19 protein-coding genes are annotated in these 20,213 nt (G+C 64.7%); 15 read left to right on the top strand and 4 right to left on the bottom strand.

Going from position 1 to position 20,213, the window contains the following annotated elements; genetic code table 11:
- Nucleotides 1-104: 104 nt before the first annotated feature.
- From O6P39_RS18865 to O6P39_RS18855, 3 genes are all read left to right on the top strand, one after another.
- The gene (locus tag O6P39_RS18865; protein WP_275607978.1) at nucleotides 105-1,127 is read left to right on the top strand and encodes a transporter; all 1,023 of its coding nucleotides are present in this window, start codon (nucleotides 105-107) and stop codon (nucleotides 1,125-1,127) included.
- A 465-nt stretch (nucleotides 1,128-1,592) separates the two neighbouring features.
- Complete coding sequence (locus tag O6P39_RS18860) at nucleotides 1,593-2,831, top strand: glutamine synthetase family protein (RefSeq protein WP_275611986.1); 1,239 nt, start codon at nucleotides 1,593-1,595, stop codon at nucleotides 2,829-2,831.
- Between the two features lie 252 nt (nucleotides 2,832-3,083).
- The gene (locus tag O6P39_RS18855) at nucleotides 3,084-4,418 is read left to right on the top strand and encodes an MFS transporter (RefSeq protein WP_275607977.1); all 1,335 of its coding nucleotides are present in this window, start codon (nucleotides 3,084-3,086) and stop codon (nucleotides 4,416-4,418) included.
- 43 nt (nucleotides 4,419-4,461) lie between these two features.
- Here O6P39_RS18855 and O6P39_RS18850 read toward each other — a convergent pair whose 3' ends face one another.
- The 4 genes from O6P39_RS18850 to flgA all read right to left on the bottom strand — a co-directional run bounded on the left by O6P39_RS18850 (nucleotide 4,462) and on the right by flgA (nucleotide 7,025).
- On the bottom strand, nucleotides 4,462-5,211 hold the full coding sequence (locus O6P39_RS18850; RefSeq protein ID WP_275607976.1) for a flagellar brake protein: 750 nt from the start codon (nucleotides 5,209-5,211) through the stop codon (nucleotides 4,462-4,464).
- Nucleotides 5,212-5,310: 99 nt separating this feature from the next.
- Entirely contained in the window at nucleotides 5,311-5,772 is a 462-nt protein-coding gene (gene flgN, locus O6P39_RS18845; protein WP_275607975.1) for a flagellar export chaperone FlgN, read from the bottom strand.
- A 47-nt stretch (nucleotides 5,773-5,819) separates the two neighbouring features.
- Nucleotides 5,820-6,134, bottom strand: a complete 315-nt coding sequence (gene flgM, locus O6P39_RS18840; protein WP_275607974.1) for a flagellar biosynthesis anti-sigma factor FlgM — start codon at nucleotides 6,132-6,134, stop codon at nucleotides 5,820-5,822.
- A 132-nt stretch (nucleotides 6,135-6,266) separates the two neighbouring features.
- Complete coding sequence (gene flgA / locus O6P39_RS18835) at nucleotides 6,267-7,025, bottom strand: flagellar basal body P-ring formation chaperone FlgA (protein ID WP_275607973.1); 759 nt, start codon at nucleotides 7,023-7,025, stop codon at nucleotides 6,267-6,269.
- Nucleotides 7,026-7,091: 66 nt separating this feature from the next.
- Between flgA and O6P39_RS18830 the strand changes: the two genes are divergently transcribed.
- From O6P39_RS18830 to flgK, 12 genes are all read left to right on the top strand, one after another.
- The gene (locus O6P39_RS18830; RefSeq protein ID WP_275607972.1) at nucleotides 7,092-8,030 is read left to right on the top strand and encodes a chemotaxis protein CheV; all 939 of its coding nucleotides are present in this window, start codon (nucleotides 7,092-7,094) and stop codon (nucleotides 8,028-8,030) included.
- 128 nt (nucleotides 8,031-8,158) lie between these two features.
- Nucleotides 8,159-8,980 carry a protein-glutamate O-methyltransferase CheR gene (gene cheR, locus O6P39_RS18825; RefSeq protein WP_275607971.1) on the top strand — a complete coding sequence of 274 codons (822 nt, stop codon included), beginning with the start codon at nucleotides 8,159-8,161 and terminating at the stop codon, nucleotides 8,978-8,980.
- 1,099 nt (nucleotides 8,981-10,079) lie between these two features.
- Complete coding sequence (gene flgB, locus O6P39_RS18820; protein ID WP_275607970.1) at nucleotides 10,080-10,487, top strand: flagellar basal body rod protein FlgB; 408 nt, start codon at nucleotides 10,080-10,082, stop codon at nucleotides 10,485-10,487.
- Nucleotides 10,488-10,492: 5 nt separating this feature from the next.
- Nucleotides 10,493-10,936, top strand: a complete 444-nt coding sequence (gene flgC, locus O6P39_RS18815; protein WP_275607969.1) for a flagellar basal body rod protein FlgC — start codon at nucleotides 10,493-10,495, stop codon at nucleotides 10,934-10,936.
- 16 nt (nucleotides 10,937-10,952) lie between these two features.
- Entirely contained in the window at nucleotides 10,953-11,645 is a 693-nt protein-coding gene (gene flgD, locus O6P39_RS18810) for a flagellar hook assembly protein FlgD (protein WP_275607968.1), read from the top strand.
- Nucleotides 11,646-11,711: 66 nt separating this feature from the next.
- Nucleotides 11,712-13,217 carry a flagellar hook protein FlgE gene (locus O6P39_RS18805; RefSeq protein WP_275607967.1) on the top strand — a complete coding sequence of 502 codons (1,506 nt, stop codon included), beginning with the start codon at nucleotides 11,712-11,714 and terminating at the stop codon, nucleotides 13,215-13,217.
- A gap of 220 nt (nucleotides 13,218-13,437) precedes the next feature.
- On the top strand, nucleotides 13,438-14,187 hold the full coding sequence (locus O6P39_RS18800; RefSeq protein ID WP_275607966.1) for a flagellar basal body rod protein FlgF: 750 nt from the start codon (nucleotides 13,438-13,440) through the stop codon (nucleotides 14,185-14,187).
- A 46-nt stretch (nucleotides 14,188-14,233) separates the two neighbouring features.
- Nucleotides 14,234-15,019, top strand: coding sequence for a flagellar basal-body rod protein FlgG (gene flgG, locus O6P39_RS18795; protein WP_275607965.1), 786 nt, complete (start codon nucleotides 14,234-14,236; stop codon nucleotides 15,017-15,019).
- Between the two features lie 62 nt (nucleotides 15,020-15,081).
- On the top strand, nucleotides 15,082-15,774 hold the full coding sequence (gene flgH / locus O6P39_RS18790) for a flagellar basal body L-ring protein FlgH (protein ID WP_275607964.1): 693 nt from the start codon (nucleotides 15,082-15,084) through the stop codon (nucleotides 15,772-15,774).
- 95 nt (nucleotides 15,775-15,869) lie between these two features.
- Nucleotides 15,870-16,952, top strand: coding sequence for a flagellar basal body P-ring protein FlgI (locus tag O6P39_RS18785; RefSeq protein WP_275611985.1), 1,083 nt, complete (start codon nucleotides 15,870-15,872; stop codon nucleotides 16,950-16,952).
- Between the two features lie 10 nt (nucleotides 16,953-16,962).
- Nucleotides 16,963-18,162, top strand: a complete 1,200-nt coding sequence (gene flgJ, locus O6P39_RS18780; protein ID WP_275607963.1) for a flagellar assembly peptidoglycan hydrolase FlgJ — start codon at nucleotides 16,963-16,965, stop codon at nucleotides 18,160-18,162.
- 12 nt (nucleotides 18,163-18,174) lie between these two features.
- Nucleotides 18,175-20,202: a flagellar hook-associated protein FlgK gene (flgK, locus tag O6P39_RS18775; RefSeq protein ID WP_275607962.1), complete on the top strand. Its 2,028-nt coding sequence runs from the start codon at nucleotides 18,175-18,177 to the stop codon at nucleotides 20,200-20,202.
- Nucleotides 20,203-20,213 lie beyond the last annotated feature (11 nt).

Here is a 20,213-nt window from a genome sequence, read left to right as displayed (position 1 = left end):
AGCGAGCTTGCTCGCGAACAGTCCGTGCCGTGCGGGTTCGCGAGCAAACTCGCTCCTGCAAGGCCGGTTCAAGTCCGCAGCACGGTCTCAAGAATCGCAGTCCCATGAACCACAGCATCGTCCAGAGTCACCAGGATTCCGACCTGTTCGGCCTGCTTTATGGCTTCAGCTTCCGCCCTGGCCAGCCCGGCCTGGAAATCGACTCGCCCACCGCGCTGCAGCGCCTGCGGGAGCCGCGCACCGAGGATGAGTTCCTCTGGCTGCACCTGAACCTGGCGCACGCGGCCTGCGAGCGCTGGATGAAGTCGCACCTGGAGCTGCCCGACTACTTCTTCGAGACCCTGCGCGAAGGCTCGCGCTCCACCCGCATCGAGCATGTCGACGGCGCGCTGCTGGCGGTAGTCAACGACGTGGTGTTCGACTTCGGCAGCCGCATGTCCTCGGATGTCTCCACCCTGTGGGTCTGCGCCCGCGGCCGCTTGCTGGTGACCGCCCGCGCCCAGCCGCTGCGCTCGGTCGATACCCTGCGTTCCTCGGTCAAGCACGGCGAAAGCTTCCGCTCTCCGCTGGAGCTGCTGGTGCATCTGCTGCGCGACCAGGGCGATATCCTCACCCGCATCCTGCGCGAGACCAGCATCAGCGTGGACCGCATCGAGGACCAGTTGCTGTCGGCGCGCCTGTCCGACAACCGCGCCGACCTGGGCGCCATGCGCCGCGTGCTGGTGCGCCTGCAGCGCCTGCTGGCGCTGGAGCCGGGCTCGCTGATGCGCCTGCTCAACCGCCCGCCGGTATGGCTGAAAGACGACGACGTGCGCGTGCTGCGCGAGGCCACCGAGGAATTCTCCCTGGTGATCAACGACCTCACCGCCCTGGGCGAGCGCATCAAGCTGCTGCAGGAAGAGATCGCCGCCAAGCTCAACGAGCAGAGCAACCGTACCCTGTTCACCCTCACCGTGGTCACGGTGCTGGCGCTGCCGATCAACATCATCGCCGGCTTCTTCGGCATGAACGTCGGCGGCATTCCGTTCTCCAGCGATCCGGAGGGGTTCTGGATTCTCGTCGTGCTGGTGGCCAGCTTCACCGGGCTGGCCGGGCGCTGGGCGTTTCGCAAGCGGGATGATTATTGAGACAAGGTTGCCTGAAACCTAGGGCGCATGACGCTCCGCGTTATACGCCGATTGGCCATGAGCACCTGCTTGCTCGGGGGCGGATAAGGAGCATTTGCCCGGTTCGTGTATGGCGCGGGCGATGGGCAAGGTGTATCGGCGTACAACCGCGGACGGTTGTACGCCCTACGTTACTGCTGGCAGCGGCGATCCCGGTGGGCGCACCGGGCTCCTACAAGGTTGGGCTCCCCTTGGCGATTTTTCCCGTAGGAAATTCCCTTCTCCGTACCGCTTGAAATATCGAACGCGTGGTGCGTATTTTGTACAGGCGGCGCAGCGTGCGCGGCCTCCTGTTACAAAGACGAAGTACAAGGATAAGAAGTCATGAGTAGCGATCTACGCAGCCCGCTCGCCGAGCGCCTGGCTGGAGTCGAAGAGATCGAGTGCGTCACCCCCGACCTCAACGGGGTGCCGCGTGGCAAGGTGATGACCGGGGAAGGATTCCTCACCGGCCGCCGCCTGCAGCTGGCGCGTGGTGTCCTGCTGCAGTGCATCATGGGCGGTTACCCGCCTGCGAGATTCTACGGCAGCGATGATGGCGACCTCGCCCTGGTCGCCGAGCCGACCCAGATCCATCGCCTGCCCTGGAGCGACGAGCCCCGCGCCTTTGCCATCTGCGATGCGGTGGAGCTCGACGGCCAGCCCTCCGGCCTGTCCACCCGCGGCCTGCTCAAGCGGGTGGTGGCGCGCTACGCCGAGCGCGGCTGGAGCCCGGTGGTGGCCACCGAGCTCGAATTCTTCGTCTTCGCTCCCAATCCCGACGCCAACGAGCCCTTCCAGGCTCCGCTCGGCCCGGACGGCCGCCGCGAGATCGGCCACTCGGCCTTCAGCGTATCCTCCAACAACGGCCTGCGTCCGTTCTTCCAGGACGTCTACCGCTGCATGGCGGCGGTGGGGCTGGAGCGCGACACCTTCATGCACGAGATGGGCACCAGCCAGTTCGAGATCAACTTCCTGCACGGCGACCCGGTGCTGCTGGCCGACCAGACCTTCCTGTTCAAGCACCTGCTCAAGGAGGTCGCGCTCAAGCATGGCCTGATCGTGGTGTGCATGGCCAAGCCGCTGGCGAAGACGCCGGGCAGCTCGATGCACATCCACCAGAGCATCGTCGATGGCGAAGGCCGCAATATCTTCACCGACGCCAACGGCGAAGCCACGCCGGCCTTCCGCCATTTCATCGGCGGCCAGCAGGCGTGCCTGGCGGACTTCACCCTGCTATTCGCCCCGAACGTGAACTCCTTCCAGCGCCTGTGCCATCCTTACGCCTCGCCGAACAACGCCTGCTGGTCCTACGACAACCGCGCCGCCGGCCTGCGCATTCCGGCCAGCGCGCCGGTGGCCCGTCGCGTGGAGAACCGTCTGCCGGGCGCCGACGCCAACCCGTACCTGGCGATTGCCGCCAGCCTCGCCGCTGGCCTGCACGGCATCGAGCGTGAACTGGAGCCGACCGAGGCGATCCAGGGTGAGTTCGAGGTGCCCGAGGCACTGCTGCTGCCGTGCACGATGTACGACGCCCTGCAGCGCCTCAAGCGCAGCCAGCTGGCGCGCGAGGTGTTCGGCAACGAGTTCATCGATGGCTACACCGCGACCAAGTCGATGGAGCTGACCAGCTTCTTCGACGAAATCACCCCGTGGGAGCGCCGCGTGCTGGCCGCCCAGGCCTGATCGCTGCGCGGGCACGCCGACACAGTCGCGCCGAAACACCGGCGCGGCTGCGATCGGTGGGCATTTCTCCGACATCCTCGTGCATCCCGCCGCCATCCTTCAGGATGCCCGACGGCACGCGCCGCGACCCCCTCTGTTCCAGGCCCGGCAGGCCTCTCGACGCGCCCTCCGGCAGGCTCTAAGGTGTCACGGCAAGTCCCGCTTTCCGTCACCCGGGTGCCGTCCCGGGGTTGTTCTGGGCCAGGAGGTCCGATGCTCCGGATCGTCACCGCTTTTCGCGCTCTGTACTTCGCCGCCGTCATGCTCCTGACCGGTTCCGGTCTACTCAGTACCTACCTCGCTTTGCGCCTGGGCGCGGAGAAGGTCGATGGGCTGTGGATCGGCGCCATGATGGCGGCCTACTACCTTGGCCTGGTGCTGGGCGGCAAGATCGGCCACCGGCTGATCGCCCGCGTCGGCCACATCCGTGCCTACGTTGCCTGCGGTGGCCTGGTGACGGCGGCGGTGCTGGGCATCGGCCTGTTGCCCTGGCTCGGCTTCTGGCTGGTGCTGCGGACGGCCATCGGCCTGGGCATGATGTGCCAGTACATGGTCATCGAGAGCTGGCTCAACGAACAGGCGGAGGCGCGCCAGCGCGGCCTGGTGTTCGCCGGCTACATGGTGTCGTCCTACCTTGGCCTGGTGCTCGGCCAGCTGGTGCTGGTGGTGCACCCGGGGCTGGGGCCGGAGCTGCCGATGATGATCGCGCTGTGCTTCGCCCTGTCGCTGATTCCGGTGGCGATCACCCACAAGGTCCACCCCGCGCCGTTGCGTCCGGCGCCGCTGGAGCCGCGCTTCTTCCTCAAGCGGGTGCCGCAGTCGCTGACCACGGTGCTGGTGTCGGGCCTGGTGATTGGCGCCTTCTACGGCCTCGCGCCGCTCTATGCCTCGCGGCAGGGATTGAGCACCGAGCAGATCGGTCTGTTCATGGGCGGCTGCATCTTCGCCGGCCTCCTGGTGCAATGGCCGTTGGGCTGGCTGTCGGACCGCTATGACCGCGCGGTACTGATCCGCAACGCGGCGATTCTGCTGCTGCTCTTCGCCTTGCCGCTGGCGCTGCTGCCGATGTTGCCGCTGCCGGACCTGTCGTTGTCCCTGGCGCTGCTGCTACCGATGGGCTTCCTGGTCTGCCTGGTACAATTCACCCTCTATCCGCTGGCGGTGGCGTTTTCCAACGACCATGTCGAGGGCGATCGCCGCGTATCGCTGACGGCGATGCTGCTGGTGACCTTCGGCGTCGGCGCCTGTATCGGGCCGCTGGCGGCCGGCGCGCTGATGAAGCTGTTCGGCGCGAACATGCTCTACGCCTTCGTCTGCGCCTGCTCGCTGATCCTGATCTGGCGCGTGCAGCCGGAGAAGGTCAGTGGCGTGCACCGAGTCGACGAGGCGCCGGTCAAGCACGTGGCCACGCCGGACAGCCTGGCGTCCTCGCCGCTGTCGGCAGCGCTCGATCCACGGGTCGATGACCGCGCAGTGGAGATACAGATGAAGGGCGCCGACAGTTCGGTGGCGGCGCCTGAAGCGGAAGAGGAAAGCCGGCCCGCATAGGGCCGCAAGGAAAGGGCGGCAAGCGCTTGCCGCCCAGGACGAACTAGAACAGCTCGTCCTTCTCGAAGCGCCGGGCCTCGCGCTGTAACTGGTAGACGAAGCGATCGATATTGCGCTGGACCAGGCCGCTGACCTGCTGGAAGCGCAGGCCGGCAAAGCTGAAGCCGACCTTTTCCTCGAAGTGCACGTGGCGCAGTTCCACTTCCAGGGTGATGGCGCCGAAGGGCAGGCGGGCAGTGAATCGCTCGTAGACTTGTCCCGGTTGCAGGCGGTCGCTGACATTGCCGTCCAGGCGAACCTTGCAGCCGGTGGCGGAGATATCGATCAGGCTGCCCTTGAGCGGGGCCTTGAGCTTGTCGCCGGCGATTTCCACCGCCACCGGCTGGCTCTGGCTGACGCCGGCGCGGTAGGCATTGCGACGCTGGTGGTAGAGCACCTCGTCCGGCACCGGTAGCCAGTAGCAGCGGGCGCCGTCGATCTCGGCGAAATAGGCGTTCTGCTTCGATTCCCAGGCGATGCGCACCCCCTCGTGGAAAGCCTCGATGCGCAGCGGTTCGCCGTTCTGCAGGAAACGCTCGCCGTCGTTGGGGATCAGTTCGTCCAGGGCGATCAGGTTGCGCTCGCGATTGACCTCGACGACGAAACTCTGGAAGCGCTGGCTGCGGCCTTCGAAGGTGACCACCAGGGGATCGTGGCTGTCCATGAGCGTCCGCAGGCTCGCATGGATTTCCACCGGAGCCTTGAGCACTTTCGGTGGTTGAGGGCCGTTTTCCTCGACAAACAGGTTGGCCACGGTCCGCGGATCTCCATCTAGATTGTGTTTGTTATAGGTATGGCACGGGGCTATGCCGATGCTGGCATTGTGCCCAAAGGCGGGCCGTCAGGCCAGTGCTCAGGCCTGGCTGAGCGGACGCTGGCGGCTGCTCTGGGTCGAGCTGCCACGGCGGTCGTAGAGATTGGGGGTGTCCTGCCCACGCAGGATGTCGAGCAGGCGGCCGGTGCTGGCCTGGCCTGCACGGATGATCCGGCCGTTGCGCTGGTTGGCGTCCTGGCACTGGTCGAGCAGGGCGCCCAGTTCGTCGCCACGTACCAGCAGCTCGCCGTTGCCACTGCGCTGGGCGAATTGCTCGAGGCCCTGGCGATCCACGCTGACACCGGCCTGCTGCAGGGCGGCGGCGCGCTCGCGGCCGTTGCGTTCGAGCTGCTGCATCAACGGTACCTTGCGTTCCAGCAGCTGTTGCAGCTGCGCCAGATCACGCGCTTGCAGCGCCTGGTATTCGTCGTCGATCAACTGCAGCAGCTGTCGGGCTGCGTCGATGTCACCGTTGATCAGGGAGAGCAGGGCATCGGACATCTTGGGCTCGGCACTTTTGCTAGCGGGTCCCCGGCGCGACGCTCAGGTCAGCGCTGGGATTCGAAATCGAGCAGCTTACTGGCGACTTTCTGACTGTCGACCTGGTAGCTGCCGTCGGCGATCGCCTGCTTGATGCGGGCCACTTTTTCCTTGTCGACCACGGGCTGGTCCTTCAGTTGATCGCTGACTTTCTGCAACTGCTGGGCGGTATCGCTGAGCTGTACCGATTCGCCGCTCTTGGCCGGGGCGGTGGTGGCGGCAGACTCGGCCGGGGCTTCGCTGCGACCGTTCTGCGCAGCCCCGCTACGGCCAGTGGTGGCTGGCGTAGAGGCCGGGTTCAGCCGGTTGAAGTCGATAACCATGTTGGAAACCTCTGGAGGTATTTGGACGCTTGCCAAGCTTTTCGGCCGGCTGGCGGAAAACTTTAGGCCGATTTTTTGCGCACCCGAGCACAGTTTAGTGAAGGCTGCGCCCATCATGCCAGACTCGGCGGACTACAGGCTGACTTCGACGGCGCCGGGCTCCACCACACGTGCCTTGACGATACGCTGCGAGCGCAGGTTGCGCACGCGGATCTGCTGTCCGGGCACGCCGTCGGACAGCGCCTCGCCGGGCATCATCACGTTGATGGCGCTGGTGCGCGCGCGGATCACCACCTGGTCTCCCTTGCGGATCGCCTCGGCCTGTTCGAGGAAGACCGGCGCAAGCACCTGGTCGTTCACCGTGGCGCGCTTGAGCTTGAGGCCGATCACCCGCTGCGGGTCGGTCAGGTAGCCCTGGGTCAACGGACCGACGTCGCGTTCCACCATGGAGATGTCGGCGGCGTCGATGACGTGGTCGCGCTTGAGCGGCTGGGTGGTGACGACGACCTGGCGGAACAGTTTCACCGTGGCCGGCACGAACACCGTCCAGGGCGAGCTGCCGTCGCAGCGCACCCGCACCGTGACGCGCCCGACCGGCTGCGCCGGGCTTTCCAGGGCTTGCGTCAAGTCCTTGTCGCACTGCGCCAGGCGCAGACGGGGATCGATGCGCGCCACTTCAATTTCATAGCGCGCTTCAATTCCGCTGCTCTGCAGATAATCTTCGACTTTGAATTCAAGAAAGCCCTGGGTCGAGCCGATAAGGATTTCAGGCGCGGTGAAGGCGTCGGCCCGCGTGGAGCCGGCACTGAGCGCAGCGCACACACCGAGCAGGGCGGCCATGAGGTCGCGCGCGCTTCGGAGCTGTCGGAAAAATGTCGTTGCCTGTTTCATGCAACGGGTTAAGCAATGGTCGTGCCGCCTGCCAGGTCAGGCGGCGTTGCGTGCAGGGGAGGCTCAATGGCCGGAGTCATGGATTCAGTCAACCAGCGGACGCAGCTGGTCGGCCAGAATCGTCTCGAGCTGCTGCTGTTCCGGCTGAACGGCAGCCAGTTGTACGGGATCAACGTGTTCAAGGTGAAAGAGGTACTGCAGTGCCCGCGCCTGACCGTGATGCCCAAGTCCAGCCAGGTGGTGCGCGGAGTGGCGAACATCCGCGGCGGCACCATTCCGATTCTCGATCTGTCGCTGGCCACCGGGCGCCAGGGGCTGCGCGACATCGGCAACAGTTTCGTGATCATCACCGAGTACAACACCAAGGTGCAGGGCTTCCTGGTGCATTCGGTGGAACGCATCGTCAACATGAACTGGGAGTCGATCCATCCGCCACCCAAGGGCACCGGCCGCGACCATTACCTGACGGCGGTCACCCGGGTCGACAACCAGTTGGTGGAAATCATCGACGTGGAGAAAATCCTCGCCGAAGTGGCGCCCACCCCGGAGGACATCTCCGAGGGCGTGCTGGATGCCGAGACCCAGGCCCGCGCGGTGAGCAAGCGCGTGCTGGTGGTGGACGACTCCTCGGTGGCGCGCAAGCAGCTGGTGCGTTGCCTGGAAACCGTCGGCGTCGAAGTGCTGGCGCTGGGCGACGGCCGCCAGGCGCTGGACTACCTGCGGCAGATGGTGGAGGCGGGCGGTCATCCGGGCAGCGACCTGCTGATGGTGATCTCGGACATCGAGATGCCGGAAATGGACGGTTACACGCTCACGGCGGAAATCCGTCACGACCCGCGCATGCAGGACCTGCATATTCTCCTGCATACTTCGCTGTCCGGGGTGTTCAACCAGGCCATGGTGAAGAAGGTCGGCGCTGACGACTTCCTCGCCAAGTTCCGTCCTGATGACCTGGCCGCCCGCGTGGCGGAGCGGATCAAGGCGGTGGATGGCACGGCGGCCTGAGTCCGCGAATTGAATCGAGCGGTGCCGGTGCCGCTCGGGGCCAAGGATTCGGCTATGGTTTTTTGAGCACCGGTCAGGCGTTTGCCGTCGTGTCGACGGCAAACGTCCATGAGTGAAGAGGTCTATCTGTGACATCCACCAATACTGAATTCGAGCTGTTCCGGGATTTCCTGGAGAAGACCTGCGGCATCCTCCTGGGCGCCAACAAGCAATACCTGGTCTCCAGCCGCTTGAACAAGTTGATGGAGCAGCAGGGCATCAAGTCCCTCGGCGAGCTGGTACAGAAGGTCCAGGCCCGCAGCCAGCTGCGCGAGCAGGTGGTGGATGCGATGACCACCAACGAAACCCTGTGGTTTCGCGATACCTATCCCTTCGAGGTGCTGAAGAACCGGGTGCTGCCGGAGATGATCAAGGCATCGCCCGGACAACGTTTGCGCATCTGGTCGGCGGCCTGTTCTTCGGGGCAGGAGCCTTACTCGCTGTCGATGTCCATCGACGAGTTCGAGCGCACCAACCTCGGCCAGCTCAAGGCGGGTGTACAGATCGTCGCCACTGACCTGTCCGGCTCCATGCTCACCGCGTGCAAGGCCGGCGAGTACGACAGCCTGGCGATCGGCCGTGGGCTGTCGCAGGATCGCCTGGTCCGCTACTTCGACCAGAAGACGCCGGGACGCTGGACGGTCAAGCCGGCGATCAAGAGCCGCGTGGAGTTCCGGGCACTGAACCTGCTGGACAGCTACGCCACGCTCGGCAAGTTCGACATGGTGTTCTGCCGCAACGTGCTCATCTATTTCTCCGCCGAGGTGAAGCGCGACATCCTGTTGCGTATCCACGCGACGTTGAAACCGGGTGGTTATCTGTTCCTCGGCGCGTCCGAGGCACTCAATGCGTTGCCGGATCATTACCAGATGGTTCAGTGCAGTCCGGGGATCATCTACAAGGCCAAGTAATTGGTCTTTTCCGCTGCTGGACTGAGGGCATTCTCTGTTCGCGGTGTTCCGGCCCTTCTTCGGGCGTATAACGTTTAATGCGTTATACGCCGTCTTGTTCGGTGTTTCTGCGCCGCAGCGGCGTGTGTTGGGAGATTATGTTTCGCCCCCTCGGGCGACCTACTTTGGCAAACGCCCCAAAGTAGGCAAAGGTCTCGTCCCGGCATCCGGGTCTTCGCTTCGCTCAGACTTCCCTCCTTCCGGTATCGCTCCGAGGGTCGGCGTAAAGGGCCGTCCCTGGCCCTTTACGCCTCTCGCGGCATCCATGCCGCTCGCCCCTCTGCGCAATACCTACACTCGGCCTCCTGACGGGACTCTGCGCGCGCCGGTGACTGTGGGTGTTCTTCGTAGGATGGCGTGGAGCGAAGCGATACCCATCTCGGCGGATAACGCTGCGCGTTATGCGCCCTACGGGTGTTCATCCTGAAGCGTGTATGCAGTGTCGAACCGTCGCGGACAAGGTCCGCTCCTACGGGAGCCAAAACAGCGAGGAGCAAGACGCTCTGCTTTTGTTCTGGCTCTTGAGGATTTCCAGAGAAACCTCCGCGCACTCCGAGCGCCCCTTCAGGAGGCCGAGTGGAATCGGAGTTTCAGGGGTTGAGCGGCATGGATGCCGCGAGAGCGTCGTTGGGCCATGGATGGCCCGTCGACGCGGGCCCCTGAAACTTCGATGGAGCGAGGGCATTTTTCGCCTAAGCGAAAAACCGGATGCAGGGGCAAGGCCTTTTGGTTCCTTTTGGGCCCCAAAAGGGACTCGCCCGAGGGGGCGAAACAAAATCTCTCAGTACACGCCGAAGCGGCGCAGAAATGCCCAACCCCACGCATCGCGGACGGAGTCCGCTCCTACGAAAAGCGACCGGGAGCGGCAATGATGGAAGAGCGCGGCAAGTTTGCCGCTTTATCCCCGGCGGCAAGGGAAACCGGTTGCCGCTTGCCGCTGTTTGCCGCCCTTTGCCGCTCCCGATTTTCTCTCAAGCCATTGAATTAAAAGGATATATAAATCTGGCACGCACCTTGCTGAAGTGTTGGCAAGCCCACACCGGCAAACAGGTTCGCGACCATGAGCATCAGCTTCGACAAAGCCCTCGGCATCCACCAGCAAGCACTGAGCTTCCGCTCCCAGCGCGCTGAAGTCCTGGCCAACAACCTGGCCAACGCCGACACGCCGAACTACAAGGCGCGCGACCTGGATTTCGCCTCGGTGCTGGCCGCCCAGTCCGACAAGCTCAAGAACGGCACCTTCAACGCTACCCGTACCAACGCGCACCACATCGCCGCCGAAGGCTTCGGCATGGGCGAGGATGCCCTCAAGTACCGCACGCCGTTCCAGCCCTCGATGGACCAGAACACCGTGGATGAGCAGATCGAGCAGTCCAACTACGCGGAAAACTCCGTGCAGTTCCAGGCCTCGTTCACCTTCCTCAACAACAAGTTCAAAGGGCTGATGAACGCCCTGCGCGGGGAGTAATCGCCATGTCGCTCGCCAGTGTCTTCAACATCGCCGGTACCGGCATGAGTGCCCAGACCACCCGTCTGAACACCACTGCCTCGAACATCGCCAACGCCGAGACCGTTTCTTCCAGCGTCGACCAGACCTACCGCGCCCGCCATCCGGTGTTCGCCACCATGTTCCAGCAGGCCCAGGGCGGCGACCAGGGTTCGCTGTTCGGCGACACCGACCATGCCGGTTCCGGCGTACAGGTGCTGGGCGTGGTCGAGGACAAGAGCTCGCTGATCCCGCGTTACGAGCCCAATCACCCGTCCGCCGACAAGGACGGCTATGTGTACTACCCGAACGTCAACGTGGTGGAAGAGATGGCCGACATGATCTCCGCCAGCCGCGCGTTCCAGACCAACGCGGAAATGATGAACACCGCCAAGCAGATGATGCAGAAGGTCCTGACCCTGGGTCAGTAAGCGCTGAGGAAGCACTATGAGCATCGATAACAGCAGCATCAACGGCGCCAACTCCGTACTGGACCAGTACTCGGTCAAGAAGGAGAGCAGCGGCACCACCGGCAAGAACAACCTTGGCAAGGACGAGTTCCTCAAGTTGCTGGTGGCGCAGATGAACAACCAGGACCCGATGTCGCCGCAGGAAAACGGCGAATTCATTGCCCAGCTGGCGCAGTTCAGCACCGTGGAAGGCATCCAGTCGCTGAACTCGAGCATGGACAGCATGCTCTCCAACTACCAGTCGTCCCAGGCCCTGCAAGCCTCGTCCCTGGTGGGACGCAAGGTCATCGTGCCGACCGACAAGTCGATGGTCGATACCGCCGAGACCTTCAAGGGCACCTACACGCTGCCGGTTTCCACGGCCAACAGCTGGGTCAACGTCTACGACGACAAGGGCACCCTGGTGAACCGCGTCGAGATGGGCCAGCAGACCGCCGGCAACGTCAACTTCATGTGGGACGGCAAGGATTCGAGCGGCAATCTCATGCCGCCGGGACGCTACAAGTTCGAGGCGCAGACCAACTACGAAGGCAAGACCTACGCCCTGACCACTTTCCTGCCGGCCAATGTCGACAGCGTGACCCTCGGGCAGAACGGCGGCGAGCTGACCCTGAACCTCGCGGGGCTCGGCAGCATCGGCCTTTCCAAAGTGCAGATCATCGGTCAGTAACCTGCCGCTGGCGGGCTTTTCGCCCGACCGAACAGATTCGTCGGCGATACCGACAAGGAGATAAAGATGTCTTTCAATATCGGGCTCAGCGGCATCAAGGCCGCCTCCAGTGACCTGAATACCACCGGCAACAACATCGCCAACGCCAGCACCGTCGGCTTCAAGCAGTCGCGCTCGGAGTTCTCCGATGTGTATGCCGCCTCCGTGCTGGGTTCCGGCAGCAACCCGGTCGGCAGCGGTGTGCTGCTGTCCAACGTTTCGCAGCTGTTCAACCAGGGCACCATCGATTCCACGCAGAACGCGCTGGACATGGCCATCAACGGCAACGGCTTCTTCGTTACCAGCAACAATGGTGCGGTGAGCTATACCCGTGCCGGTTACTTCGGTACCGACAAGAACGGCTACGTGGTGGACAACAACGGCTACCGCCTGCAGGGCTATGCGGTGAATGCCCAGGGCCAGCTGCAGAACGGCGTGGTCGGCGATCTGCACATCGAAACCGGCAACCAGGCGCCGAAGGCCACCAGCCAGATCGACCAGACCTTCAACCTGAACTCCACCAACACCACGCCGACGGTCACCCCGTTCAACCCCAACGACCCGACCACCTATAACTCGTCCACTTCGGTGAACATCTACGACAGCCAGGGCAACGCCCACGTGCTGACCCAGTACTTCACCAAGACCGGCCCCAACGACTGGACCATGAACGTGCTGGTGGATGGCCGTAACCCGGCCAATCCGACCGACGACACCACGGCCATCAGCGCTGCCACCACGGCGGCCGGTGTTGCCGGGGCGACGGCGGCGGATGTCTCCAATGCCGTGGCGGCCTCCACCGCAACGCCCGCCGCCAAGGCCGCTGCCGCTGCCGCCGCTGCGGCGGCCGGCGCGACTCCGGCCAGCGTGCTGGCTGCCGTCAGTGGGATGGGTAGCAGTCCGTACCAGGTCAACCTGAACTTCAGCGCAGCGGGCCAGCTGCTGACCCAGACCCCGGTGAACAACGGCACTGGCAATGCCTTCTCGGTGAATCCCACCGACGGCACACTGGTCATGGGTGACTGGGTTCCGGCCATCTCCGACGGCAAGACCCCGCCGACCTGGAGCGCCAACGGCGCCACCGCCAACGCCGGCGGCGTCACCCTGGACATCCGCAAGTCCACCCAGTACGCCACCGCCTTCGCGGTGAACAGCGTCAACCAGGACGGCTACACCACCGGCCAGCTCTCGGGTCTGGAGATCGATGACCAGGGCAACATCTTCGCCCGCTACACCAACGGCCAGTCCAAGGTGCAAGGGCAGGTGGTGCTGGCGAACTTCGCCAACGTCCAGGGCCTGACCCCGATCGGCAAGACCTCCTGGGTGCAGTCCTCGGAGTCCGGCGAGCCGGTGATCGGCACCCCGCGCTCGGGCACCCTCGGCGCGTTGCAGTCCGGCTCCCTGGAGGCTTCCAACGTCGATCTGTCCAGCGAGCTGGTGGACCTGATCGTCGCCCAGCGCAACTACCAGGCCAACGCCAAGACCATCCAGACCGAGGATGCGGTCACCCAGACCATCATCAACCTGCGGTAAGGAATCGCCCCTACAGAAAAGCCCAGGCGGCAAATCCCCCTTGCCGGTGGCGGCAGACCATCGCCGCCGGCGGCTTCGAAAGGCTCCTTCGGGAGCCTTTTATTTTTTAAAATCCTTTTATATCAGTGCTTTGGGTGTGAATTTCGATTCTGGCACGCCCCTTGCTGAATAGCCTCCAAGACACCCGCGACCGGCAATCGCCGCGGGCCTGGAGGATTCGATGGACAAGATGCTGTACGTCTCGATGAGCGGAGCGAGCCAGAACACCCTGGCGATGCGCGCTCACGCCAACAACCTGGCGAACATCTCCACCAACGGCTTCCGCCGTGACTTCGAGCAGGCGCGCTCGATGCAGGTGTTCGGCGACAGTTTCCCGGCGCGGGTCTACGCCATGACCGAGCGTCCGGCCACCGACTTCACCCCCGGCAGCCTGCAGGAAACCGGCCGCGACCTCGACGTCGCCGCCAAGGGCGATGCGTGGATCGCCGTGCAGGCGCCCGACGGTGGTGAAGCCTATGTCCGCACCGGCAGCCTGGAGATCGACGCCCTCGGCCAACTGCGCACCGGCGACGGTTTGCCGGTGATCGGCAATGGCGGGCCGATTGCCGTGCCGCCGCAGGAAAAGATCGACATCGGCGAAGACGGCACCATCAGCATCCGTGGCCTGGGCGACAGCCCCAGCGTGGTGGCCGAGGTGGACCGCATCAAGCTGGTCACCCCGGACCCGAAGAAGCTGGAGAAGGGCCTCGACGGCCTGGTGCGCATCAAGCAGGAGCCGGGTCAGCCGGCGCCGCAGGCCGATGCCAACGCCACGGTCGTGTCGGGCTTCCTCGAAGCGAGCAACGTCAATGCGGTGGAGGAGATGACTTCGATCCTCTCGCTGTCCCGCCAGTTCGAGCTCCACGTCAAGATGATGCGCACCGCCGAAGACGATTCGGCGGCCATGGCGCGGGTTTTGCAATTTAGCTAATCACCAGATCGAGGCGCCATGAATCCGGCGCCCGAGGAGAACGACGATGCTTTCGGCACTGTGGGTCAGCAAGACGGGGCTTTCGGCCCAGGACATGAACCTGACCACCATTTCCAACAACCTGGCGAACGTTTCGACCACGGGCTTCAAGCGCGACCGCGCGGAGTTCCAGGACCTGCTGTACCAGATCAAACGTCAGCCCGGCGCCAACTCCACCCAGGACAGCCAGTTGCCCTCCGGCCTGCAGCTGGGCACCGGTGTGCGCATCGTCGGCACCCAGAAGAACTTCACCGAAGGCAGCCTGCAGACCACCGACCAGCCGCTGGACATGGCGCTCAACGGTCGCGGCTTCTTCCAGGTACTGATGCCCGACGGCACCGTCGGCTACACCCGTGACGGCAGCTTCCACCTGAACTCCGACGGCCAGATCGTCACCGCCAACGGTTACGCGCTGGAGCCGGCCGTGGTCGTGCCCAACGAGACCCAGACCTTCACCGTCGGCCAGGACGGCACCGTCTCGGTGACCACCCCGGCCAACCCGCAGCCGCAGATCATCGGCAACATCCAGACCGCCGACTTCGTCAACCCGGCCGGCCTGCAGGCGATTGGCAACAACCTGTTCCTGGAAACCGGCTCCAGCGGCGCGCCGCAGGTCGGCACGCCGGGCCTGAACGGCCTGGGCACCGTGCAGCAGAACACCCTGGAAAACTCCAACGTCAACGTGGTCGAGGAGCTGGTGAACATGATCACCACCCAGCGCGCCTACGAGATGAACTCCAAGGTCATCTCCACCGCGGACCAGATGCTGTCCTTCGTGACCCAGAACTTGTAGTGAATGACGGAGCCCTCGGGCTCTGGTGAAACCGTAGTCGCTCTCCCCGAGAGGTAGCTGTAATGAACCGTTCCCACCTTCTTCCGCTGCTGGCCGTCGCCGCGCTGGCCGGGTGCGTCAGTCCTCCGCCGAAACCGGATGACCCCTATTACGCCCCGGTGATGCCGCGCACCCCGATTCCCGCCGCGCAGAATAACGGTTCGATCTACCAGAGCGGTTTCGACAACAACCTCTATGGCGACCGCAAGGCCTTCCGCGTGGGTGACATCATCACCATCACCCTCAACGAGAAGACCCAGGCCAGCAAGAAGGCCAACTCGGACATTTCCAAGGACAGCAAGACCAAGCTCGGCCTGACCTCGATGTTCGGTAGCGGCCTGACCACCGACAACCCCATCGGCGGCGGCGACCTCAGCCTGAGCGCCGAGTACGGTGGCTCTCGCGATGCCAAGGGCGACAGTCAGGCAGGGCAGAGCAACAGCCTGACCGGTTCGGTCACCGTCACCGTGGCCGAAGTCATGCCCAACGGCATCCTCGCCGTGCGCGGCGAGAAGTGGATGACCCTGAACACCGGCAACGAGCTGGTGCGCATCGCCGGCCTGATCCGCGCCGACGACATCGCCACCGACAACACCGTGTCCTCCACCCGCGTGGCCGATGCGCGCATCACCTACTCGGGCACCGGTGCGTTCGCCGATGCGAGCCAGCCGGGCTGGTTCGATCGCTTCTTCCTCAGCCCGCTGTTCCCGTTCTGAGCAGGGTGAATGTCATGGCCATTGTAGGAGCGAGCTTGCTCGCGAAATTCTCTGCCAAAGGTGTTCGCGAGCAAGCTCGCTCCTACATCTTCCTGATGCTCTGCGCGTTGCTGATGATTCCGGCCGCCCACGCCGAGCGCCTGAAGGACATCGCCACCATCCAGGGCGTGCGCAGCAACCAACTGATCGGCTACGGCCTGGTCGTGGGCCTCGACGGCAGCGGCGACCAGACCACCCAGACGCCCTTCACCCTGCAGACCTTCAACAACATGCTGGCGCAGTTCGGTATCAAGGTGCCGGCCAACGTCGGCAACGTGCAGCTCAAGAACGTCGCCGCGGTGTCGGTGCACGCCGACCTGCCGGCCTTCGCCAAGCCGGGCCAGACCATCGACATCACCGTCTCCTCCATCGGCAACGCCAAGAGCCTGCGCGGCGGCAGCCTGCTGATGACCCAGCTCAAGGGCATCGACGGCCAGACCTACGCCGTGGCCCAGGGCAACCTGGTGGTCGGCGGCTTCGACGCCGAGGGTCGCGATGGCTCGAAGATCACCGTCAACGTCCCCTCGGCTGGCCGCATCCCGGCCGGCGCCACCGTGGAGCGCGCGGTGCCGAGCGGCTTCGACCAGGGCAACAGCCTGACCCTGAACCTCAACCGCCCGGACTTCACCACCGCCAAGCACATCGTCGATCGCATCAACGAACTGCTCGGCCCGGGTGTCGCCCAGGCCATCGACGGCGGCTCGGTACGGGTCAGCGCGCCGCTGGACCCGAACCAGCGCGTGGACTACATGTCGGTCCTGGAAAACCTCGACGTGCAGGCCGGCGAAGCGGTGGCCAAGGTCATCATCAACTCGCGCACCGGCACCATCGTGATCGGCCAGAACGTGCGCGTGTCGCCGGCCGCAGTGACCCACGGCAGCCTCACAGTGACCATCACCGAAGACCCGATCGTCAGCCAGCCCGGCCCGTTCTCCAACGGCCAGACCGCCGTGGTGCCGCGCTCGCGGGTGAACGCCGACCAGGAAGCCAAGCCGATGTTCAAGTTCGGCCCGGGCACCACGCTGGATGAAATCGTCCGCGCCGTTAACCAGGTGGGCGCCGCGCCCAGCGACCTGATGGCGATCCTCGAAGCCCTGAAACAGGCCGGCGCGCTGCAGGCCGACCTGATCGTGATCTGAGGACGCCGCCGTGGATGCCAAACTCTTCTCCGCCGGTTCCTCCGGCACCAATTCCGGGGCCTACACCGACCTCAATCGCCTGGCACAGCTGAAGAACGGCGCCGGGCGCGACAGCGAAGGCAACATTCGCAAGGTCGCCCAGGAATTCGAATCGCTGTTCATGAACGAAATGCTCAAGTCGATGCGCTCGGCCAACGACGTGCTCGCCGAAGGCAACTTCATGAACACCGCGACCACCAAGCAATACCAGGAAATGTACGACCAGCAGCTGGCCGTCAGCCTCTCCACCAAGGGCCATGGCATCGGCCTGTCGGACGTGCTGACCCGCCAGCTGTCGCACATGAACAGCGGCAAGCGCACGGGCGCCGCGAACCCCTTCGCCAAGGTCGCCCAGACCTCCGCCTGGCCATCCACCACCGGCGTCAACGCCAGCGGCAAGCCCTTGCCGCAACCGGCCGAAGGCCGCGACGACTCCAAGCTGCTCAACGCCCGTCGCTTGTCCCTGCCGGGCAAGCTGGCCGATCGCGTGATGGCCGGCATCGTGCCGGGCGCCGCCACTGCGGACGAGCAGGGCAAGCCCCTGGCCGGCAACGACTGGCAGACCGCCAAGTCCTACGCCAATGCCGTGGACGCCATCGACGCCGCCGCCGGCGCCCAGGATGTCAGCGGCCGCCGCTACGCCCAGCCGCCGCTGGCGCCGGGCAAGTCGGCCTTCGGCTCGGCGGACGAATTCGTTGCCACCATGCTGCCGATGGCGCAGAAGGCCGCCCAGCGCATCGGCGTCGATCCGCGCTACCTGGTGGCCCAGGCCGCGCTGGAAACCGGCTGGGGCAAATCCATCATTCGCGACCAGGACGGCTCCAGCAGCCACAACCTGTTCGGTATCAAGTCCGGTTCCAGCTGGGACGGCGACTCCGCGCGGGCGGTGACCAGCGAATACGTGAACGGCAAGAAAGTGAAGGAAGTCGCGGCATTCCGCTCCTACGACTCCTTCGAGCAGAGCTTCAACGACTACGTGAGCTTCCTGCAGAACAACGACCGTTATTCGGACGCGCTGGACTCCACCGAGCGCCCCGAACAGTTCATGAAGGAACTGCAGCGCGCCGGCTATGCCACCGACCCGAACTACGCCCGCAAGGTTGCGCAGATCGCCAAGCAGATGCAGGTGTACCAGGCAGTCGCCGCGGCGGACACTCCGCCCCTGGGATAAGGAAATAGGAACATGAGCGATCTACTGTCCATTGGCCTGTCTGGCCTGCGTTCGAGCCAGACCTCGTTGACGGTGACCGGCCACAACATCACCAACGTCAACACCCCCGGCTATTCCCGTCAGCAATCGGTGCAGCAGACCGGCATCCCGCAGTACAGCGGCGCCGGCTACATCGGTTCGGGCAGCCAGGTGGTCGACGTGCGCCGGCTGGCCAGTGACTTCCTGTTCTCCCAGGTGCGCACCGCCACCAGCCAAAGCAATGAACTGAGCGCCTTCCAGGGACAGATCGAACAGCTCGACGCCTTGCTGTCGGACACCACCACCGGCATCAGCCCGGCGCTGCAGAAGTTCTTCGCCGCGCTGCAGACCGCCGCCGCCAATCCCTCCGCCACAGAGGGCCGCGAGGCGCTGCTGGCGGAAGCGCAGGGGGTGTCGAAGTCCTTCAACACCCTGTACGACCAACTCGACAAGCAGAACAGCCTGATCAACCAGCAGCTCGGCTCGCTGGCCAACCAGGTCAATTCCCTGGCGACCAGCGTGGCGAGCTACAACGACGCCATCGCCAAGGCCAAGGCTGCCGGCGGCCAGCCCAACGACCTGATCGACGCCCGCGAGGAGACCATCCGCAAGCTCTCCGAGCTGATCGGCGTGCAGGCCGTGCCCCAGGACGACAGCAGCGTCAACCTGTTCATCGGCACCGGCCAGCCGCTGGTGGTGGGCACCACCACTTCCGCATTGCAGGTAGTGCCGGGCGCCGACGACCCGACCCGCTTCCAGGTGCAACTGGTCAGCGGCAGCGCCGTGCAGACCATCACCAGCCAGGTTTCCGGCGGCCAGATGGGCGGCCTGCTGGCTTATCGCGATACCGCGCTGGATGCCTCGTACAACAAGCTTGGGCAGATCGCCGTGACCTTCGCCGATGTCGTCAACAAGCAGCTTGGCCAGGGCCTGGACCTGTCCGGCAATGCCGGCAGCAAGCTGTTCGGCGACATCAACGACCCGACCATCACTGCGCTGCGGGTCGTCGCCTTGTCCGGCAACACCGGCACCGTCAGCCCCAGCCTGAACATCACCGATACCAGCAAGCTCGGCGTCAGCGACTACCGCCTGGAATACGACGGCACCAACTTCACCGCGCGGCGTCTCTCCGACAACGCGCCAATCAACGTCACCGTGAGCGGCACCGGTCCCTACACCCTGAGCTTCGCCGACGGCAGCGGTGGCGACCAGGGCTTCCAGGTGACCATGAACAGCCTGCCGCCGGCCGGCGACGGCTTCACCCTGCAGCCCACCCGCCGTGGCGCTGCAGACATCGAGACGGTGCTGACCAAGGGCGACCAACTGGCCTTCGCCGGCACCGCGCGCAGCGAAGCCACCACCAACAACCGGGGCACCGGAGCCATCGGCCAGCCCAAGCTCACCAGCGGCCCGTCGCCAGTGGTGAAGGGCGACCTGCAGAACCTGTTCGGCGCGGGTGGCCTGAGCCTGAGCTTCGATTCCACCACCAATACCCTGACCGGCACGCTGCCGCCCGGCGCCACGCTGAACTACGTGTCGCCCTCGACCAGCGGCCTGACCTCCGGGCAGACCAACACCTTGCGCCTGGACTACACCGACCCGGGCACCGGCAACCAATACAGCTACGAATTCACCCTGAGCGGCGTGCCCCAGGCCGGCGACAGCTTCACCCTGGGCATGAACACCAAGGGTATCTCCGACAACAGCAACGCCCTGGCGCTCTCCGGACTGCAGAGCAAGCCCACCGTCGGGGGCACCGGCAGCACCGGCGCCAGCTTCAATGATTCCTACGGCGGCCTGGTGGAGCGCATCGGCACCCTGACCGCGCAGGTGCGCAACAACGCCGACGCCAGCGCCACCGTACTCAAGCAGGCCCAGGACAACCGCGACTCGCTGTCGGGCGTGAACCTGGACGAAGAGGCGGCCAACCTCATCCAGTTCCAGCAGTACTACAGCGCGTCGGCCCAGGTGATCCAGGTCGCCCGTTCGCTGTTCGACACGTTGATCGGCGCGTTCCGCTGATAGAGGAAGTT

Source organism: Pseudomonas sp. PSE14, from assembly GCF_029203285.1.
In the GTDB taxonomy this organism is placed as follows: Bacteria; Pseudomonadota; Gammaproteobacteria; order Pseudomonadales; family Pseudomonadaceae; genus Pseudomonas.
The sequence above is the reverse complement of the archived record's forward strand: the minus strand, read 5'-3'. Positions and strand labels throughout refer to the sequence as shown.

Excerpts from the sequence above, each read along its gene's own strand:
- O6P39_RS18865 (WP_275607978.1), top strand. The coding sequence starts at position 105 with ATGAACCACAGCATCGTCCAGAGTCACCAGGATTCCGACCTGTTCGGC.
- O6P39_RS18860 (WP_275611986.1), top strand. The coding sequence starts at position 1,593 with ATGACCGGGGAAGGATTCCTCACCGGCCGCCGCCTGCAGCTGGCGCGT.
- O6P39_RS18855 (WP_275607977.1), top strand. The coding sequence starts at position 3,084 with ATGCTCCGGATCGTCACCGCTTTTCGCGCTCTGTACTTCGCCGCCGTC.
- flgN (WP_275607975.1), bottom strand. The coding sequence starts at position 5,772 with ATGTCCGATGCCCTGCTCTCCCTGATCAACGGTGACATCGACGCAGCC.
- flgM (WP_275607974.1), bottom strand. The coding sequence starts at position 6,134 with ATGGTTATCGACTTCAACCGGCTGAACCCGGCCTCTACGCCAGCCACC.
- flgA (WP_275607973.1), bottom strand. The coding sequence starts at position 7,025 with ATGAAACAGGCAACGACATTTTTCCGACAGCTCCGAAGCGCGCGCGAC.
- O6P39_RS18830 (WP_275607972.1), top strand. The coding sequence starts at position 7,092 with ATGGCCGGAGTCATGGATTCAGTCAACCAGCGGACGCAGCTGGTCGGC.
- flgB (WP_275607970.1), top strand. The coding sequence starts at position 10,080 with ATGAGCATCAGCTTCGACAAAGCCCTCGGCATCCACCAGCAAGCACTG.
- flgC (WP_275607969.1), top strand. The coding sequence starts at position 10,493 with ATGTCGCTCGCCAGTGTCTTCAACATCGCCGGTACCGGCATGAGTGCC.
- flgD (WP_275607968.1), top strand. The coding sequence starts at position 10,953 with ATGAGCATCGATAACAGCAGCATCAACGGCGCCAACTCCGTACTGGAC.
- O6P39_RS18805 (WP_275607967.1), top strand. The coding sequence starts at position 11,712 with ATGTCTTTCAATATCGGGCTCAGCGGCATCAAGGCCGCCTCCAGTGAC.
- O6P39_RS18800 (WP_275607966.1), top strand. The coding sequence starts at position 13,438 with ATGGACAAGATGCTGTACGTCTCGATGAGCGGAGCGAGCCAGAACACC.
- flgG (WP_275607965.1), top strand. The coding sequence starts at position 14,234 with ATGCTTTCGGCACTGTGGGTCAGCAAGACGGGGCTTTCGGCCCAGGAC.
- flgH (WP_275607964.1), top strand. The coding sequence starts at position 15,082 with ATGAACCGTTCCCACCTTCTTCCGCTGCTGGCCGTCGCCGCGCTGGCC.
- O6P39_RS18785 (WP_275611985.1), top strand. The coding sequence starts at position 15,870 with ATGCTCTGCGCGTTGCTGATGATTCCGGCCGCCCACGCCGAGCGCCTG.
- flgK (WP_275607962.1), top strand. The coding sequence starts at position 18,175 with ATGAGCGATCTACTGTCCATTGGCCTGTCTGGCCTGCGTTCGAGCCAG.